The organism is Pseudomonas sp. GW456-L12 (genome assembly GCF_059424045.1).
Window position 1 is genome coordinate 57,901 of record NZ_JBWKZA010000027.1, and the last position, 15,455, is coordinate 73,355.

The window sequence follows — 15,455 nt, forward strand, 5'->3', positions numbered from 1 at the left end:
AGCGAGTGGCCGCAGCCCCCGGTTGTCCACGGTTTCAGGCGCGACGGCTGGCGGCATTGAGCCGGCGGCACTCGCGCACGGCGTCCTCTTGCAGGTCGTAGCCATCGCCGATGAAACCATCGGTGCGGGTGTCGGCGATGCGGTACCAGTGGGCGGCGATCGGCGCGCCGTGGGCGGCTTCCCCGGCGCGTCGACCCTGGATGATGATCTTGTTGCAGCGCTTTACGACAAAAATGTCTTCCATGGCGCTTCCCTGGTTGATAGCTGCTCAGAGCAACTATAGAAGCAACTTTGAAATTCGTGCAAAAGCCTGTTCATTGGTTTTCCTCGTCCAGCCTCCAGCCGGCTGGCGTCCATTGCAGCCGGTGGCTGGGCGCCATGGCGGCGAGGAACTCGCGGTCGTGGGACACCACCAGCATCGCGCCGGGGAAATCGCGCAGGGCGCTTTCGAAGGCTTCCACCGATTCCAGATCCAGGTGGTTGGTCGGCTCGTCCAGGAGCAGCAGCTTGGCCTGTGTGTTGCGCCACAGGGCAATCGCCAGCGCGGCTTTGAGCCGTTCGCCGCCGCTGAGCCGGCCACAGGGCTGGGTCACGCGCTGGGCGTCGAGTTGCAGCAAGGCCAGGCGGCTGCGCAGCAGGCCTTCCTGCAGTGGCCGGTCGAGGGCTCCCAGGTGTTCGAGGATCGAACGCTCGGGATCGAGCAGCGACAGGCGCTGGTCAAGGCAGGCGCTGGCCACCCGCACTTCGCATTGGCCGCGCAAGGGCTGGATCTCGCCGGCCAGCATCTTCAGCAGGGTGGATTTTCCGCAGCCGTTGGGCCCGCTGACCGCGATGCGCATGGGCCCGGTGACGGTCAGGTCGAGGTGGCTGGCAGCGGCCTCGGGCGGCAGCCAGGGCAGTTGCGCTTGGGTCAGGCAGAACACCTGTTGCCCCTGGGGCACCGCGGTGCCGGGCAGCGTCACCAGGGTTGGCGCCTGCGGCACCAGCCGCGCGTAGGCGTCGCGGACCTGCTGATCGAGACTGTCTTTGTGGCCCTGCTGGCGGTTGCGTACATGGCCCATGATGTCCCGGGCGGCGCCCTTTATCTTCATCCGTTCAAAGCTGGCTATGTTGGCAGTGTCGGCATAACGCCGGGCGCCGGCGGCGTGGCGCTGGATAGTGTCGTGCTCGCGCTGCAGGCGCTTTTGTTCGCGACTGCGTTCGGTTCGCGCGTGCTCCAGGGCGGCTCGCGCTGCGCCGTGCTCGGCTTCGCGCTGGGCGCGGAACGCCGCGTAGTTGCCGCCGTAGATTCGCGCGCCCTGGGGCGTGAGTTCGACGATGCGCTGCATCTGCGCCAGCAGCTGGCGGTCATGGCTGATCAGCAGCAGTCCGCCGCGCCACTGCCAAAGCTGCGCCAGCAGCCACTGGCGACCGGGCTCGTCGAGGTGGTTGCTCGGTTCGTCGAGTATCAGCAGCTGGGCATCGCTGAGCAGGGCGCCGATCACCGCGATCCGCGCCCGTTGCCCGCCGCTGAGGCTGGCGGCCGGATCGTCGGGGCCCACCGTGCCGAGACCGGCCTCGTCCAGCAGGCGGCGCAGGCGTTCGCCAAGGTCCCAGCGCTCGTCTACTTGCGCCAGGTCGGCCATCGAGGCCTGGCCCGCGGCGAGGCGCCCGAGGGCGGCCAGGGCCTCAGCGATGCCGGCGACCTGGGCGACGCTCTGGCCCTCCTGCGCCAGATGCTCCTGGGCCACATAGGCCACGCGGGCGAAGCGCGTGACGCTGCCCGAGGACGGTGAAAGTTCGCCGGTGATCAGGCGCGCGAGCACGCTCTTGCCGGTGCCATTGCGCCCGACTATGCCGGTGGGCAAGGCATCGAATGTCAGGTCGAGCGAATCGAACAGGGTTTCGCCATGGGCGAACTGGAAGGTCAGCTGGTTCAGGGAGACCAGCGCAGGCAGCCGTGTGACGTGAGTCATCAGCACCTCCGGAAAATGTCGTAAAAGGCCAACAAGCGCTGCAAGGCGGCTTGTCGCGAGTACATTTTTGGAAGGCTTAGTTGTTCACGTCGGCAATCGTCCGGTGACGGGGAAGGGCGGCTAGCCTAACGCGCGGGAGGACCGGATGACAACCTGCGGCGCGGCTATCGCGAGCCAGCTCGCTCCTACAGATCCAATGCTCGCCCTTGTAGGAGCGAGCTTGCTCGCGAGAAACGGTTGCGCCCGGCTCAGGCGAGCACGGCCACCGCCTTGATCTGCGCCCAGAGTTGCTGGCCCGGATGCAGCTCCAGCTGGTCGCGGGAATAGCGGGTGATCCGTGCCAGCAGCGGGTTGCCGGCGACATCCAGGAGCACCAGGACATGCGCGGTGTTGTCGGCGGGGATTTCGCCGCTGACCGTCACCGGCAGGCGGTTGAGGATGCTGCTGTGCTCGCCGGCTTGCAGGCTGAGGCTGACGTCCCGCGCCTGGACCTTGAAGCGCAAGTGCTTGCCGATGGCCATCGGCGCATGGGCGACCCGCACCCGCAGCTGGCTGCCGGGCAGTTGCAGGGCCAGCAGCTGGTAACCGGCATCGTAGTGGCTGACCTGGCCTTCGATCACCACCCCGGCGTCGTCGCCCAGGGCCAGGGGCAGGTCGAGACGGGCCAGGGTTTCGCCGATCGGCCCGCTGGCCAGGGCGCGGCCGTTTTCCAGCAGGACGATATGGTCGGCCAGGCGCGCCACTTCATCCTGGGAATGGCTGACGTACAGCACCGGGATTTCCAGCTCGTCATGCAGGCGTTCGAGGTACGGCAGGATCTCGCTTTTGCGTTTGCTGTCGAGGGCCGCCAAGGGTTCGTCCATCAGCAGCAGCCGCGGGCTGGTGAGCAGCGCGCGGGCAATGCCGACACGCTGGCGTTCGCCGCCGGACAGGTTGTGCGGGTGGCGCCGCAGCAGATGGCCGATACCCAGCAACTCGGTGGCCTGGGCCATGTCCACACGACGCTGCGCACGCGGGATGCGCTTGAGGCCGAACTCCAGGTTGGCCTGCACCGACAGGTGGGCGAACAGGCTGGCTTCCTGGAACACATAACCCAGGGAGCGTTTGTGCGGCGCCACGAACAGTTGGCGCTGGCTGTCCTGCCAGACTTCGTCGTTGATCCGCACCAGGCCCTGCTCGGCCTGTTCCAGGCCGGCGATGCAGCGCAGGCAGGTGGTCTTGCCGGAGCCGGAGTGCCCGTACAACGCGGTGACGCCACGGCCCGGCAACTCCAGGTCGAGGTCGAGGCTGAAATCTTTATAGGTGCGCTTGAGGCGCACATGGATCGATGCACTCACGATTCAACTCCAGCCAGCGCGGGTTTTGCGGCTGGAGTACAGCGCCAGCAACACCAGGAACGAGAACACCAGCATGGCACCGGCCAGCCAGTGGGCCTGGGCGTATTCCAGGGCTTCGACATGGTCGTAGATCTGCACCGAGACCACCCGGGTCTTCTCGGGAATATTGCCGCCGATCATCAGCACCACGCCGAACTCGCCGACGGTGTGGGCGAACCCGAGAATGGCCGCGGTAATGAACCCCGGCCTGGCCAGTGGCAGGATCACGCCGAAGAAGGTGTCCCAGGGATTGGCGCGCAAGGTCGCCGCCACTTCCAGCGGACGGCTGCCGATCGCGGTAAAGGCGTTCTGCAGCGGCTGCACGACAAAGGGCATGGAATAGATCACTGAGCCGATCACCAGGCCGCTGAAACTGAAGGTCAGGGTGCCCAGGCCGAGGGCCTGGGTGAGCTGGCCGATGGAGCCGTTGGGGCCGAGGGCGAGCAGCAGGTAAAAGCCGATTACCGTCGGCGGCAGGACCAGGGGCAGGGCGACGATGGCGCCGATCGGCCCCCGCAGCCACGAGCGCGTGCGCGACAGCCATAACGCAATCGGCGTACCGACGATCAGCAGGATCAGGGTCGTCAGCGACGCCAGTTGCAGGGTCAGCCAGATGGCGGAAAAGTCGGCACTCGATAGCGGCATTTAGCGTTGGTAACCGTAGGACTGGATGATGGCAGCGGCTTTCGGTCCCTTGAGGTAGTCAACCAGGGCCTTGGCCGCCGGGTTGTCCTTGCCCTTGTCGAGGATCACCGCGTCTTGTTTGATCGGGTCGTGCATCTCGGCCGGGACTATCCAGGCCGAGCCGCTGCTGACTTTGCCGTCTTTGTAGATCTGCGACAAGGCGACAAAGCCCAGTTCGGCGTTGCCGGTGGAGACGAACTGATAGGCCTGGGTGATGTTCTGGCCTTCGACGAGCTTGCCCTTGACCTGCTCGGTCAGGCCCAGCCTGGCCAATACATGGGTGGCGGCCAGGCCGTAAGGCGCGGCTTTCGGGTTGGCGATGGACAGGTGCTGGTACTGGTTGGCCTTGAGCACCTGACCCTGGCTGTCGACGTAGCCAGCCTTGGCCGACCACAGCGCCAGGGTGCCGATGGCGTAGGTGAAGCGCGAGCCTTTGACGGTGGCGCCTTCGCTGTCGAGTTTTTCCGGGGTGCTGTCGTCGGCGGCGAGGAACACTTCGAACGGCGCGCCGTTCTTGATCTGGGTATAGAACTGCCCGGTAGCGCCATAGGCGGCCACCAGCTTGTGCCCGGTGTCTTTCTCGAAGTCGGCGGCGATGGCCTGGATCGGCGCGGTGAAGTTGGCGGCGACCGCCACCTGCACTTCAGCGGCCTGGGCCGGGCCCAAAGCGCAGGCGGCGAGCAAGGCGGCAAGGCAGGTCGGGGCAAAACCTGAGAGACGACGGTTCATGAACAGCTCCATTGGCGAAGGGACGTTGGGCGGTTGGCGGTATTGGAAATGGACGGCACCGGGGGTGGGTGAAACGCTGTATACGGAAATATATAGCGAATCGCCAGCGAACGGAACTGCAAAGGTTGCGCGGCCTTGAGGGCAAATGGAGGTTTTGCGCAAAACGCCGCGACCGCAGTCGCGGCGTGCTGGGTTTAGCGGCCGGTCAGCTTGGCCAGGGCCTGGGCGGCCAGGGTGCGGGTCAGTTCCGCGGTCGGCAGTTCGACCCCGAGGCGCAATGCCTGGCCGGACCAGAGGCTGGCGAAGTCGGCGTCGTCCTTGGCGCGCAACGGCATCAGCGCGCCACCGGCGAGGGGGAAGGCCGGCGCCAGGGGGCTGATCGGGCCGATGTCGCGCATCACCCGGTTGAGAATGCCCCGCGCCGGGCGCCCGGTGAACAGGTTGGTCAGGGCGGTTTCGCTCTCCTTGGCGGTACGCAGGGCCTTATGGTGGGCGGCACTGATCTTGGCTTCCGGGGTGAACAGGTAGGCGGTGCCCAGTTGCACCGCCGAGGCACCGAGGGCAAAGGCCGCGACTATGCCGCGGGCGTCGCCGATCCCGCCGGCGGCGATCACCGGCACCCGCACCGCATCGACGATCTGCGGCACCAGGGCCATGGTGCCGACCTGGCTGTTGAGGTCTTCGCTGAGGAAGATCGCCCGATGGCCGCCGGCCTCGTAGCCCATGGCGATGATCGCATCGCAGCCGTGCTGTTCCAGCCAGACGGCTTCATCGACAGTGCTGGCCGACGACAGGATCTTTGCCCCGGTGGCCTTGACCCGCGCGAGCAGGGCCGGCTCCGGCAGGCCGAAGTGGAAGCTGACGATTTCCGGGCGCAGTTCTTCCACCAGTTCGCAACTGACGGTGTCGAAGGGCGCGCGGCTGCTGACCGGGGTCGGTGCATCGAAATCGACGCCGAGCTCGCGGTAGTAGGGTTCCAGGGTATTTTTCCAGCGGGTTTCCCGTTCCGGGTCGGGTGTCGGGTTCTGGTGGCAGAAGAAATTCAGGTTCAGTGGCGCGCGGGTCGCCTGGCGGATGCTCTGGACATCCTGGCGGATCTGCTCGGCCGTCAGCATGGCGCAGGGCAGGGAACCCAGGCCTCCCGCCTGGGCGGCGGCGATCACCATGGCGGTAGTGGTCGCGCCGGCCATCGGCGCCTGGATGATCGGCAGCTCGATGCCCAGCAGGTCGAGAATACGGGTGTCAGGCCATTGACTCATGTTGAATGATTCTCCGACGTCAAAAAAAAGAAGGACGGCAACCCGGGGTTTGTATCAGGAGACAGGCGATCAAGGCCAGTCGACTTTGGCCGCTACCCGGGTTGCCAGTGATAACGCTATCGCGGACAAGCCTCGTTCCTACAGACAGGTCAGGGCGCGAGCGTCCTACGACGAAAAGAGCGTGGATTTTTTGCGCCCGGACTGGGAAGGTGGCGACTTTGTAACCTGAAACTCAAGTTCACGGCCCGGCCATGGGCCTGGTGGGAGGCAGTGATGTTCAAGGGTATTTTGATCGAGAAAGACGACGCCGGTTATCGCGCGGCGCTGCGTGATATTGGCGAAGAGCAGCTGCCCGAGGGCAACGTGACGGTGCGGGTGGCCTACAGCACCCTGAACTTCAAGGACGGCCTGGCCATCACCGGCAGCAGCCCGGTGGTGCGCAAGTTTCCCATGGTCCCGGGGATCGATCTGGCAGGCATTGTCGAGTCCAGCAGCCACCCGGACTATCAGCCCGGCGACTCGGTGCTGCTCAACGGTTGGGGCGTGGGTGAAGGGCATTGGGGCGGCCTGGCGCAGAAGGCGCGGCTGGACGGCGACTGGCTGATTCCCTTGCCCCAGGCGTTCAGCGCGGCCGAGGCCATGGCCATCGGCACGGCGGGGTACACGGCGATGCTCAGTATCCTGGCGCTGGAGCGCCATGGCCTGACCCCGGACCAGGGCGAGGTGCTGGTCACCGGGGCCAATGGCGGGGTCGGCAGCTTTGCCATAGCCCTGTTGGCCCGGCTGGGTTATCGGGTGGTGGCGTCCACCGGGCGCATTGCCGAGCAGGACTACCTCAAGCGCCTGGGCGCCAGCGAGGTCATCGACCGCGCCAGCCTGTCCGCGCCGGGCAAGCCGTTGGCCAAGGAGCGTTGGGCGGCGGTGATCGACTCGGTGGGCAGCCATACCCTGGCCAATGCCTGCGCCAGCACCAAGGCCAACGGCACCGTGGCCGCCTGCGGGCTGGCCCAGGGCATGGACTTCCCGGCGTCGGTGGCGCCTTTCATCCTGCGGGGTGTGACCCTGGCCGGGATCAACAGCGTGACCCAGCCCAAGGCCCGGCGGATCGAGGCCTGGCAGCGCCTGACCCGCGATCTGGACCCGGCCCTGCTGCCGTTGATCAGCCATGAGATCGGCCTCAGCGAAGCCATCGCCGCCGCGTCGCGCCTGTTGGCCGGCGAGCTGCGCGGGCGCGTGGTGGTGGATGTGAATCGCTGATACCGTGCCCGCCGATCACCCAGATAAACGCCAGACAGGAGTACCCAGCATGGATGTCAAACTGCGAGAGGTTCAGCCGTTCTGTGTCTCGGGCTTGCAGGTACGCACCTGCAATGCCGACGAGCAACAAGCGGACAGCGCGCGGATCGGGCCGATGTGGGAGAGGTTTTTTGTCGAAGGCTTGTTCGACAGCATCGGTCACCGGCAGTCGGACTCGTTCATCTATGGCGTGTACTCCAACTACGAGTCCGATGCCTCGGGGCACTTCGATGTCACCGCCGGCGTAGCGGTGGGCGAAGGCAACGCCGGTTATCCGTTGGTGCAGGTGCAGGGCGGCGAGTACCTGGCGTTCTCCGCCAAGGGGCCGATGCCCGACGTGGTGATCCAGACCTGGGGCCTGGTCTGGGCTTACTTCGAGGACAACCCGCAGGTCCGCCGGCGCTTCGCCACGGACTTCGAGGTGTACACCGGGCCGGAATCGGTGTCGGTGTACATCGGCATTCAGGCCTCGGACGAGTTCTCGCGTTCGAGCAACTGACGCTTGCGCTCCACGCCCCAGCGGTAGCCGGACAGGTTGCCGTCGCTGCGCACCACCCGGTGGCAAGGGATCGCCACCGCCAGGCTGTTGGCCCCACAGGCCTGGGCCACGGCGCGAAAGGACTTCGGCGCGCCGATGCGCTGGGCGATCTCGGCGTAGCTGGCGGTGCTGCCCGGCGGAATCTCCTTGAGAGCCAGCCACACCCGCTCCTGGAACGCCGTGCCTTGCAGGTCCAGCGGCAGGTCCAGGCCAAGCGCCGGCGCTTCGATAAACCCCACCACCTTGGCCACCAGTTGCTCGAAACCCTGGTCGGCGCCGATCAGGTTGGCCCGTGGGAATTTGTCCTGCAGGTCCTGCACCAGGACATTGGGGTCGTCGCCCAGCAGGATCGCGCAGACCCCGCGGTTGCTCTGGGCGACCAGGATCGCGCCCAGGGAGCACTGGCCGACGGCGAAGCGGATATCGGCGTTCAGGCCGCCGGCGCGGTAGTCGCTGGGTTTCATGCCGAGCAACTGGTCGGCGGTTTCGTAGAAGCGGCTGTTGGAATTGAAGCCGGCGTCGTACAGCGCGTCGGTCACCGAGTGGCCGTGCTCCAGCTGGCGCCGCACCCGCCGCGAACGGTGGGCGCTGGCGTAGCCTTTCGGGGTCAGCCCGGTGGCGGCCTTGAACACCCGGTGAAAGTGGAAGCTGCTCATGCCGGCTTGCTCGGCCAGCTGTTTCAGGCTGGGCAGCGTTTCGGCCGACTCGATCTGCCGGCACGCGGCGGCCACCAGGCTGGCATGGTGCGCGGCCACCTGGGTCTGGTCGCTGGCGCTGCGTTTGCTCGGCCGGTAACCGGCGGCTTCGGCTTGCTCCGCGGTGTCGAAGAATTCGACGTTCTCCGGCCGTGGCAGGCGCGACAGACTGCTGGGGCGGCAGTAGACCCCGGTGGTTTTTACCCCATAGACGAACTGGCCATCGGCGCTCGCATCACGGGCCAGGACGGCGAGCCAGCGTGGATCGCTGGCGGTGGTGGGCTTGGGCTGGACCATGGTCATGGGCTCTACTCGGTGGCGGATGTCGCTCAGATTAACCAAGGGCAGGGTGCCTGGCACTCCGAGTCTTGCGCTTGAATTCTCGCGGGATCAACCGGCCCGGCGAAAGGTCAGGTTGATGCGCCGTGGGCCCAGCAGCGGGTGCGTGCCTTCCTTGAGTGGTAGCACGCCGTGATAACGCAGACGGTCGACACCGCCCCAGACCACCACATCGCCATGCAGCAGCGGCAGCCGCAACGGGCGCTCGCTGCGGCGCTCGCCACCCAGCTGAAACACCGCCGGCAAGCCCAGGGAGACGGAGACGATCGGTGCATCGTAATCGCGTTCGTCCTTGTCCTGGTGCAGGGACATGCGGGCGCCGGGCACATAGTGATTGATCAGGCAGGCGTCCGGTTCGAACCCGGCAAAGCCGGCCTGGGTCGCGGCGGCCCGGGCCAGTTCGCGCAACACCTCGGGCATCGCCGGCCAAGGCTGGCCGCTCTGCGGATCGATGGCGGTGTAACGGTAGCCACTGCGGTCGGTGGTCCAGCCCAGCTGGCCGCAACTGCTCAGGCCCACCGACATGGTGAAACCGCCCGGCGTGACCATCTGCCGGAACGGCGCGGCGCGTAGCACGCCACGCAGGGCCGGCAGCAGGCGCTCGACCCAGGGCAGGGCGAAGCCGTGAAGCACAAAGGACTGCGGGCCGACCTGTTCGGTGCGCGGGGCCTGTTGCAGCTCGGGTTCGCCGAACAGCTCGCCAGTGAAATTACTGGGCATCGTGGAAGATCACTCCTAGCGTATGGCGGCGACCGCTGTGCAGGCGGCTGACGCCATGGCGCAACGTCACCCGGTAATGGCCGCGCACGCCGGCTACCGGACGATGATGCACGGCGAAGATCAGCGCATCACCCTGCTTCAGACCGATGACCTGCGGCCGTGACTGCATGCGCGGGCGCTGTTCGGTGATGACGAATTCACCGCCAGTGAAATCGATCCCGGGACGGGACAGGAGGATCGCGACCTGCAAGGGGAATACGTTGTCGCCATACAAGTCCTGGTGCAGGCAGTTGTAATCCTGCGGGCCATATTGCAGCAACAAGGGCGTCGGCCGCTGCTGACCGGCGGTGTGGCAGCGCTGGAGAAAATCTTCATGCCGGGGCGGATATTGCACGGGGATATTCATCAGCTGGTTCCAGCGATTGGCCAGCGGCACCAGGCGCGGATAGAACTGGCCGCGCAATTCGGCGACCCGTTGCGGCAAGGGGTAGGCGAAATACTGATACTCGCCGCGGCCGAAACCGTGCCTGGCCATGACCACCCGCGAACGAAACAACTCGCTGTGGGGATACAGACTGCCGAGCTCATGACATTGGTCGGCGCTGAGCAGGTTGCCGATCACCGCGCTGCCGTCCTGGTCGAGCTGCTGCTCGATCGAGGCCCAGTCCAGGCAGGCGAGGCGTTGTTCGAGGGAGGAGGCGGACATGCTGGCGGTTCCCGGAGTAGAGGCTGAGGTCCGCCATTCTGGGAAGTGCGCGGGCCGCTCACACTCCGCCGCTTGCGCTCGAATTCGTCACAGGCTCTACGAGCAGGGACTTACAGCGCCTTGCTCACGCTGACGTCGCTGATGACGTCGTCGGTCTGGCCATGCAGGGCTTCCAGCGCGGCCTTGGCTTCTTCCTGAGTGCCGCTTTCCAGCTGGGCGAACTCGAAACGGCGCTCGCCGTTGAGTTTGTATTTGATGACGTACTTGGTCGTTTGGGCCACGGTGATACCTGTTGGTCGCGGGCTGGGGCGGGGTTCAGCGCAGTTTCGAGCTGGACCGGCGGATGATCTTGATCGAGTGGGTCAGGTTCGGCTTGCGGGTAACGCTGATGGGCCGGCGGTTGACGGTGTCGATGGTGATATTCCAGAAGCCGGTGCTCGGCGCGGTGATCCTGGCCGGGAACTTGTCGAACGCGCCGCCATGATAGGTGTGACGTCCGCCGTTCTTGAAGCTTCGGAAGTTGGCGTCGTTCATCAGGCGGATGTTGCAGACCTGGGAGCATTCGATGACGACGATATCGTCTTCGTTGAGGTGCTCGCGCTGGTGGATAAATTTCATGGGCGCCTCCAGAAGGGCTTTTGCTACAAAATCAAAACGATGGCGCAGTTTATCAGGCCGCGGCAGGCGGCTTTGACAATTTAAAACAGTTATTTGCCGATTATTTAGGATAAATCTGACTGATCCGGAGAAAAATGCCATTTCTGCGGTCGGACGGTCTTTATCGGAGGAAATGTATGAAGTGGGGTGTGTTGATTCTGGCTTTGGCGATCAGTGGCTGTGCGACGGTCTCGGATATTAACCAGACATTGCCCACCCTGAACGTGATTTCAGGGAAAAAGCCGCAGGAGTACGCCAAGTGCGTCAGCGACAAACTGGCTGACAGCCGTGGCCAGTTGCAGGTCGAACCGCATAAGGACGGCATGCGCATTATCGTTCCGCAGAAAGTCTCGTCGGGCCCGACCGCGGTATTCGATATCGAGGAGCGTTCCGGCGGCAGCAGCATCAAGCTGCATGAAAGCATGTCCAATGTGCCCATGCGTCCGGGTGATATCCGCAAGGCGGCGGAGGACTGCATTTCCGGCTGATGGCCAAGCGATTTTTCAACAGCCCGCCCTGGCCCGGATTCCGTGGTGAGGGCGGGTTTTTTTGTGCCCGGTGGCAAGGCAGGCCCGGCTGGTTTCGCGTTGTAGCCAAAGGTCTATTGGCCTACTCTTTGTAGGCTTATATAAAATAAGCCTAAGAATATAACTAGAAAAATGGAGTTCGCCATGATCCCCGTGGATCGAATACTGCTGAGCAGCCTGATGCTGTTTTTTGTCGCCAATGCCCAGGCCGTGGATGGGCAGAAAGTCTTTACCCAGGGTGGGGCGCAGCCCGGCGCCACGGCGTGCCTGGCCTGTCATGGTGGCGATGGCCTGGGCCTGGCGGCCGCCGGGTTTCCGCGCCTGGCGGGATTGTCGGCGGGTTACCTGCGCAAGCAGCTGGAAGATTTTCGCAGCGGTGCGCGCAGCAACCCGGTCATGCAGCCACTGGCCAAGGCCCTGAGCGATGACGAGATAGACGCGGTCAGCCAGACCCTGGCGGCCATGCCGGCTGCGACGCCAGCGCCGATCAACCGCAGTTCCCTGGCTGAAGGCGTGGGGGCGAGGCTGGCCTTGCGCGGCGCCTGGGAGCGGCAGGTTCCGGAGTGCGTGACCTGTCATGGGCCGGGTGGCGTGGGCGTGGGAGATGCCTTTCCGCCGTTGGCCGGGCAACCTGCGGCGTACCTCGCCGGGCAATTGAATGCCTGGCGCGACGGCACGCGCCGCAACGACCCGAACGACCTGATGGGACACATCGCCAAGGCCCTGAGCCCCGAGGAAATCACGGCGGTGGCCGATTATTTCGCCAAGGTCGGCAGTCAGTTGGCCAAGGCCGATAACCAGGAGTCCAAGCCATGAAGCGTGATCTTCTATTGGGCTTTTCCCTCGCCTTGCTGACGGCCCAGGCTTATGGCGCTGCGGTCGCCATAGAGGACCAATCACAGTTGCGGGAACCGGTGGTGAACGCTGCCCATCCCGGGTATTTCCAGCCACCGGCGGAGAGCGAGCTACCGGACAATGCCTACGGCAAGATGGTCCGCGACGGTTATGCGCTGTTCGTCGATACCAAACGCCTGGCACCGAAGTTCGTCGGCAATGGGCTCAATTGCAGCAACTGCCACCTGGATCAGGGGCGGCTGGCCAACTCCGCGCCGCTGTGGGGCGCCTATCCGATGTACCCGGCGTATCGCAAGAAGAACAACAAGGTGAACACCTACGCCGAACGCTTGCAGGGCTGCTTCCAGTTCAGCATGAATGGCACGCCGCCGGCCGCCGATAGCTACGAGATCACCGCCTTGTCGGTGTATTCCTACTGGCTGGCGAGCAAGGCGCCGATCGCTGTCGAGTTGCCCGGGCGGGGTTACCCCGAGGTGCCGCAGCCGGCCCAGGGCTATGACCTGGCCCGTGGCGAGCAGGTATACCGGGCGCAATGCGCGGTCTGCCATGGTGATAACGGCCAGGGCCAGAAGGTCGGCGCGGACTATGTCATGCCGCCGCTCTGGGGCAAGGATTCCTATAACTGGGGCGCGGGCATGCACCGGATCAACACGGCCGCGTCCTTTATCAAATACAACATGCCCCTGGGCAAGGCCGGCAGTTTGAGCGACCAACAGGCCTGGGACGTGGCGGCGTTCGTCAACCGCCATGAACGACCGCAGGACCCGCGGCTGGTGGAGGGCTCCATCGAGAAGACCCGGCTCAAGTTCCACGCCAACGACGGGGTCAATCTGTATGGCCAGACGGTAGATGGCGTGCTGATTGGCCAGGGCATCCGATAAACTGTCGGCCATTGTCAAAGATGCCGTCGAAACCCAGGTTTCGGCGGCATCGTTTTTTGGGAGAAAGCATGAAGCGCGAAACAGTCCGGGAGAGGCATGCAGAGGGGCATATCTCTGCGACCCATGTGATTCAGAATCCGGCGAATTCCGGGGAATGGATCGTATTCTTCAAGAAAAGCGCGGGGCGCAGCTATTTTCTGGTGGATGACAACGATGAAGTCGAGTCATTCGACCGACTGGACGACCTGATCGAAACCATTCGCAACCTGGGCATCAAGTTTGCCGAGATTCATATGTAGGCCGTGCGCCTGCTACTTGCAGACCACCACCACGCTGCGGCTTTTGTAGTTGCCAACGTCCGCCCCCAGGGTCTTGTCGCTTTCCTTGAGCGACGGCGTGCCGTCGGTGCCAACGATCCGATAGCCGGTGCCGGCACAGGAGGCGTCGGCCTTTTCATAGCAGCTGGCCCAGGAGCTGGCTTCGCCGGAGCAATCGATGCTCAGGCCTTGCTCGCCGTTTTCCAGGTAGGTATCGGAAACGGTGGCGCATCCGCTCAGGGCCAGTACCGCGGTCAGTGCCAGAAGTTTGTGCATGGGTGTGGTCGTCGTCGAGAAGTTTGAGCCCCGGGGGAGGGCTGGACACCCTTGGCGAGCGTCTGGGACGAGATGCTATAGCGAACCGCCACTGCGGTATAGATCGGCATGAAAAAGCCCTGCGCGGGGCAGGGCTCTTCAGTGCAGAGGCCGTCTCAGGACTTGGGACTGCGACGTGCCGACGCGTGGCCTGCGGAATCCTCGAACACCGATGCCACTTCGACCGCCATCGCTTCGCTGGCGAAAGGTCCCGCGACGTTCTCGCCCTGGGCGCTGACCAACCACCACTGGCCGTCTTTCAACTGCTTGATCTGGTAACCGTTTACGCTTTTTGTTGCCGACATCTATCTGCCTCGTTGGCGGGATTCAAGGGTGCCATGATAGCGGTAAACGAGTTCCTGTAAGAGTGCGGACAAGGGCGGGACGCAGAAAATTAAGGCTTTGCAGCCAGATGGCGGTTTACGGCGCGGGCTATCTGTACGATGCTGCAGGGCCGTGTTTGCAAGCCTGTTCGAAACTATGTGCGGAGCGTGCAGAACAATGTGCGCAGCTATGTGCAGAACAAGGTGGGGAGCTATGAGGGGAACTATCCGCGGCAATATTTCTCTTAGATGGCAGCGGTTAGCCACTGCGACCCATTGTAAGGCGCGCGCGGCCTGATTAGACTGCGCCGAAATTCGTACGTACAGCCCTTTTAAGGACTCATATGATCAAGAAATGCTTGTTCCCAGCAGCCGGTTACGGTACTCGCTTCCTGCCAGCGACTAAAGCCATGCCCAAAGAAATGCTGCCGGTGGTGAACAAGCCACTGATCCAGTACGGCGTTGAAGAAGCACTGGATGCCGGTCTGAACGAAATCTCCATCGTCACCGGTCGCGGCAAGCGCGCCCTGGAAGACCACTTCGACATCAGCTACGAGCTGGAAAACCAGATCAAGGGCACCGACAAGGAAAAATACCTGGTCGGTATCCGCCGTCTGTTGGACGAGTGCTCGTTCTCCTACACCCGCCAGACCGAAATGAAAGGCCTGGGTCACGCGATCCTGACCGGCCGTCCGCTGATCGGTGACGAGCCGTTCGCCGTGGTGCTGGCGGACGACCTGTGCGTCAACCTCGAAGGTGACGGCGTGCTGAAGCAGATGGTCAAGCTGTACAAGCAGTACCGCTGCACCATCGTCGCGATCATGGAAGTCGACCCGCAAGAAACCAGCAAGTACGGGGTGATTGCCGGCGACCTGATCGGCGATGACCTGTACCGCGTACGCAACATGGTTGAGAAGCCGAAGCCGGAAGATGCGCCGTCGAACCTGGCGATCATCGGTCGCTACATCATGACCCCGGACATCTTCAAGCTGATCGAAGAAACCGAGCCGGGCAAGGGTGGCGAGATCCAGATCACCGACGCCCTGATGAAGCAGGCCCAGGACGGCTGCGTGATTGCCTACAAGTTCAAGGGCAAGCGTTTCGACTGCGGTGGCGCCGAAGGCTACATCGACGCGACCAACTTCTGCTTCGAGAACTTCTACAAGACTGGCAAGGCTTACTGATAGCCCGCTTGGTCCTTGTACTGAAAAGCCACCTTCGGGTGGCTTTTTCGTTTTATGCCCCTATGTAAATCCTCTAGCGCTGACCGGATACGCATCTGC

General features: G+C 64.1%; 20 protein-coding genes. 7 read left to right on the forward strand and 13 right to left on the reverse strand.

Translation table 11 applies throughout. The features are described from left to right. Positions 1–34: 34 nt before the first annotated feature. The 6 genes from AC07Y9_RS25575 to AC07Y9_RS25600 form a co-directional block, all read right to left on the reverse strand. Positions 35–244: a hypothetical protein gene (locus AC07Y9_RS25575; protein WP_007921709.1), complete on the reverse strand. Its 210-nt coding sequence runs from the start codon at positions 242–244 to the stop codon at positions 35–37. Between the two features lie 70 nt (positions 245–314). Beyond that, on the reverse strand, positions 315–1,955 hold the full coding sequence (locus AC07Y9_RS25580; protein WP_102680454.1) for an ABC-F family ATP-binding cassette domain-containing protein: 1,641 nt from the start codon (positions 1,953–1,955) through the stop codon (positions 315–317). A 248-nt stretch (positions 1,956–2,203) separates the two neighbouring features. Further along, the gene (modC, locus tag AC07Y9_RS25585) at positions 2,204–3,292 is read right to left on the reverse strand and encodes a molybdenum ABC transporter ATP-binding protein (RefSeq protein ID WP_102680455.1); all 1,089 of its coding nucleotides are present in this window, start codon (positions 3,290–3,292) and stop codon (positions 2,204–2,206) included. 3 nt (positions 3,293–3,295) lie between these two features. Beyond that, positions 3,296–3,976: a molybdate ABC transporter permease subunit gene (modB, locus tag AC07Y9_RS25590; RefSeq protein ID WP_102680456.1), complete on the reverse strand. Its 681-nt coding sequence runs from the start codon at positions 3,974–3,976 to the stop codon at positions 3,296–3,298. After that, positions 3,977–4,744: a molybdate ABC transporter substrate-binding protein gene (gene modA, locus AC07Y9_RS25595; protein WP_102680457.1), complete on the reverse strand. Its 768-nt coding sequence runs from the start codon at positions 4,742–4,744 to the stop codon at positions 3,977–3,979. Positions 4,745–4,938: 194 nt separating this feature from the next. Then, positions 4,939–6,003, reverse strand: coding sequence for an NAD(P)H-dependent flavin oxidoreductase (locus AC07Y9_RS25600; RefSeq protein WP_102680458.1), 1,065 nt, complete (start codon positions 6,001–6,003; stop codon positions 4,939–4,941). A gap of 273 nt (positions 6,004–6,276) precedes the next feature. On the opposite strand from AC07Y9_RS25600, the gene acuI reads away from it, so the two are divergent. Together acuI and AC07Y9_RS25610 are read left to right on the forward strand one after the other, a co-directional pair. Continuing rightward, complete coding sequence (gene acuI / locus AC07Y9_RS25605; RefSeq protein WP_102680459.1) at positions 6,277–7,260, forward strand: acrylyl-CoA reductase (NADPH); 984 nt, start codon at positions 6,277–6,279, stop codon at positions 7,258–7,260. Positions 7,261–7,309: 49 nt separating this feature from the next. Beyond that, on the forward strand, positions 7,310–7,798 hold the full coding sequence (locus AC07Y9_RS25610) for a GyrI-like domain-containing protein (RefSeq protein WP_101338214.1): 489 nt from the start codon (positions 7,310–7,312) through the stop codon (positions 7,796–7,798). Here AC07Y9_RS25610 and ada read toward each other — a convergent pair. The 5 genes from ada to AC07Y9_RS25635 form a co-directional block, all read right to left on the reverse strand. Continuing rightward, on the reverse strand, positions 7,762–8,835 hold the full coding sequence (gene ada / locus AC07Y9_RS25615; protein ID WP_102680460.1) for a bifunctional DNA-binding transcriptional regulator/O6-methylguanine-DNA methyltransferase Ada: 1,074 nt from the start codon (positions 8,833–8,835) through the stop codon (positions 7,762–7,764). The genes AC07Y9_RS25610 and ada overlap by 37 nt on opposite strands. 87 nt (positions 8,836–8,922) lie before the next feature. Next, positions 8,923–9,591 carry a DNA oxidative demethylase AlkB gene (gene alkB / locus AC07Y9_RS25620; RefSeq protein ID WP_102680461.1) on the reverse strand — a complete coding sequence of 223 codons (669 nt, stop codon included), beginning with the start codon at positions 9,589–9,591 and terminating at the stop codon, positions 8,923–8,925. Further along, positions 9,581–10,297: a 2OG-Fe(II) oxygenase gene (locus AC07Y9_RS25625; RefSeq protein WP_102680462.1), complete on the reverse strand. Its 717-nt coding sequence runs from the start codon at positions 10,295–10,297 to the stop codon at positions 9,581–9,583. Before AC07Y9_RS25625 ends, alkB begins: the two co-directional genes overlap by 11 nt. 110 nt (positions 10,298–10,407) lie before the next feature. Continuing rightward, positions 10,408–10,578 carry a hypothetical protein gene (locus AC07Y9_RS25630; protein ID WP_007921734.1) on the reverse strand — a complete coding sequence of 57 codons (171 nt, stop codon included), beginning with the start codon at positions 10,576–10,578 and terminating at the stop codon, positions 10,408–10,410. Positions 10,579–10,612: 34 nt separating this feature from the next. Then, positions 10,613–10,915, reverse strand: coding sequence for a DUF1883 domain-containing protein (locus AC07Y9_RS25635; RefSeq protein ID WP_009044224.1), 303 nt, complete (start codon positions 10,913–10,915; stop codon positions 10,613–10,615). Between the two features lie 176 nt (positions 10,916–11,091). On the opposite strand from AC07Y9_RS25635, the gene AC07Y9_RS25640 reads away from it, so the two are divergent. From AC07Y9_RS25640 to AC07Y9_RS25655, 4 genes are all read left to right on the forward strand, one after another. Next, a complete protein-coding gene (locus AC07Y9_RS25640; protein WP_053261499.1) occupies positions 11,092–11,442 on the forward strand; it encodes a hypothetical protein in 351 nt (116 codons plus the stop codon). A 183-nt stretch (positions 11,443–11,625) separates the two neighbouring features. Then, entirely contained in the window at positions 11,626–12,297 is a 672-nt protein-coding gene (locus AC07Y9_RS25645; RefSeq protein WP_007921737.1) for a c-type cytochrome, read from the forward strand. Then, positions 12,294–13,217: a c-type cytochrome gene (locus AC07Y9_RS25650; protein ID WP_102680463.1), complete on the forward strand. Its 924-nt coding sequence runs from the start codon at positions 12,294–12,296 to the stop codon at positions 13,215–13,217. Before AC07Y9_RS25645 ends, AC07Y9_RS25650 begins: the two co-directional genes overlap by 4 nt. A 68-nt stretch (positions 13,218–13,285) precedes the next feature. After that, positions 13,286–13,516: a hypothetical protein gene (locus AC07Y9_RS25655; protein WP_007921740.1), complete on the forward strand. Its 231-nt coding sequence runs from the start codon at positions 13,286–13,288 to the stop codon at positions 13,514–13,516. Between the two features lie 12 nt (positions 13,517–13,528). On the opposite strand, the gene AC07Y9_RS25660 is transcribed toward AC07Y9_RS25655, so the two are convergent. Together AC07Y9_RS25660 and AC07Y9_RS25665 are read right to left on the reverse strand one after the other, a co-directional pair. Continuing rightward, on the reverse strand, positions 13,529–13,810 hold the full coding sequence (locus AC07Y9_RS25660) for a hypothetical protein (RefSeq protein WP_053261497.1): 282 nt from the start codon (positions 13,808–13,810) through the stop codon (positions 13,529–13,531). 155 nt (positions 13,811–13,965) lie between these two features. Continuing rightward, a complete protein-coding gene (locus AC07Y9_RS25665) occupies positions 13,966–14,154 on the reverse strand; it encodes a hypothetical protein (RefSeq protein WP_007921742.1) in 189 nt (62 codons plus the stop codon). Between the two features lie 362 nt (positions 14,155–14,516). Here AC07Y9_RS25665 and galU point away from each other — a divergent pair, with 362 nt between their 5' ends. Then, positions 14,517–15,356, forward strand: a complete 840-nt coding sequence (galU, locus tag AC07Y9_RS25670) for a UTP--glucose-1-phosphate uridylyltransferase GalU (RefSeq protein WP_007921743.1) — start codon at positions 14,517–14,519, stop codon at positions 15,354–15,356. The last annotated feature ends 99 nt before the right edge of the window (positions 15,357–15,455 follow it).

What these genes read in the sequence shown, in the direction of transcription:
- AC07Y9_RS25575 (WP_007921709.1), bottom strand. Translation starts at nt 244, where the DNA reads ATGGAAGACATTTTTGTCGTAAAGCGCTGCAACAAGATCATCATCCAG.
- AC07Y9_RS25580 (WP_102680454.1), bottom strand. Translation starts at nt 1,955, where the DNA reads ATGACTCACGTCACACGGCTGCCTGCGCTGGTCTCCCTGAACCAGCTG.
- modB (WP_102680456.1), bottom strand. Translation starts at nt 3,976, where the DNA reads ATGCCGCTATCGAGTGCCGACTTTTCCGCCATCTGGCTGACCCTGCAA.
- modA (WP_102680457.1), bottom strand. Translation starts at nt 4,744, where the DNA reads ATGAACCGTCGTCTCTCAGGTTTTGCCCCGACCTGCCTTGCCGCCTTG.
- AC07Y9_RS25600 (WP_102680458.1), bottom strand. Translation starts at nt 6,003, where the DNA reads ATGAGTCAATGGCCTGACACCCGTATTCTCGACCTGCTGGGCATCGAG.
- acuI (WP_102680459.1), top strand. Translation starts at nt 6,277, where the DNA reads ATGTTCAAGGGTATTTTGATCGAGAAAGACGACGCCGGTTATCGCGCG.
- AC07Y9_RS25610 (WP_101338214.1), top strand. Translation starts at nt 7,310, where the DNA reads ATGGATGTCAAACTGCGAGAGGTTCAGCCGTTCTGTGTCTCGGGCTTG.
- ada (WP_102680460.1), bottom strand. Translation starts at nt 8,835, where the DNA reads ATGACCATGGTCCAGCCCAAGCCCACCACCGCCAGCGATCCACGCTGG.
- alkB (WP_102680461.1), bottom strand. Translation starts at nt 9,591, where the DNA reads ATGCCCAGTAATTTCACTGGCGAGCTGTTCGGCGAACCCGAGCTGCAA.
- AC07Y9_RS25625 (WP_102680462.1), bottom strand. Translation starts at nt 10,297, where the DNA reads ATGTCCGCCTCCTCCCTCGAACAACGCCTCGCCTGCCTGGACTGGGCC.
- AC07Y9_RS25635 (WP_009044224.1), bottom strand. Translation starts at nt 10,915, where the DNA reads ATGAAATTTATCCACCAGCGCGAGCACCTCAACGAAGACGATATCGTC.
- AC07Y9_RS25640 (WP_053261499.1), top strand. Translation starts at nt 11,092, where the DNA reads ATGAAGTGGGGTGTGTTGATTCTGGCTTTGGCGATCAGTGGCTGTGCG.
- AC07Y9_RS25645 (WP_007921737.1), top strand. Translation starts at nt 11,626, where the DNA reads ATGATCCCCGTGGATCGAATACTGCTGAGCAGCCTGATGCTGTTTTTT.
- AC07Y9_RS25650 (WP_102680463.1), top strand. Translation starts at nt 12,294, where the DNA reads ATGAAGCGTGATCTTCTATTGGGCTTTTCCCTCGCCTTGCTGACGGCC.
- AC07Y9_RS25655 (WP_007921740.1), top strand. Translation starts at nt 13,286, where the DNA reads ATGAAGCGCGAAACAGTCCGGGAGAGGCATGCAGAGGGGCATATCTCT.
- AC07Y9_RS25660 (WP_053261497.1), bottom strand. Translation starts at nt 13,810, where the DNA reads ATGCACAAACTTCTGGCACTGACCGCGGTACTGGCCCTGAGCGGATGC.
- AC07Y9_RS25665 (WP_007921742.1), bottom strand. Translation starts at nt 14,154, where the DNA reads ATGTCGGCAACAAAAAGCGTAAACGGTTACCAGATCAAGCAGTTGAAA.
- galU (WP_007921743.1), top strand. Translation starts at nt 14,517, where the DNA reads ATGATCAAGAAATGCTTGTTCCCAGCAGCCGGTTACGGTACTCGCTTC.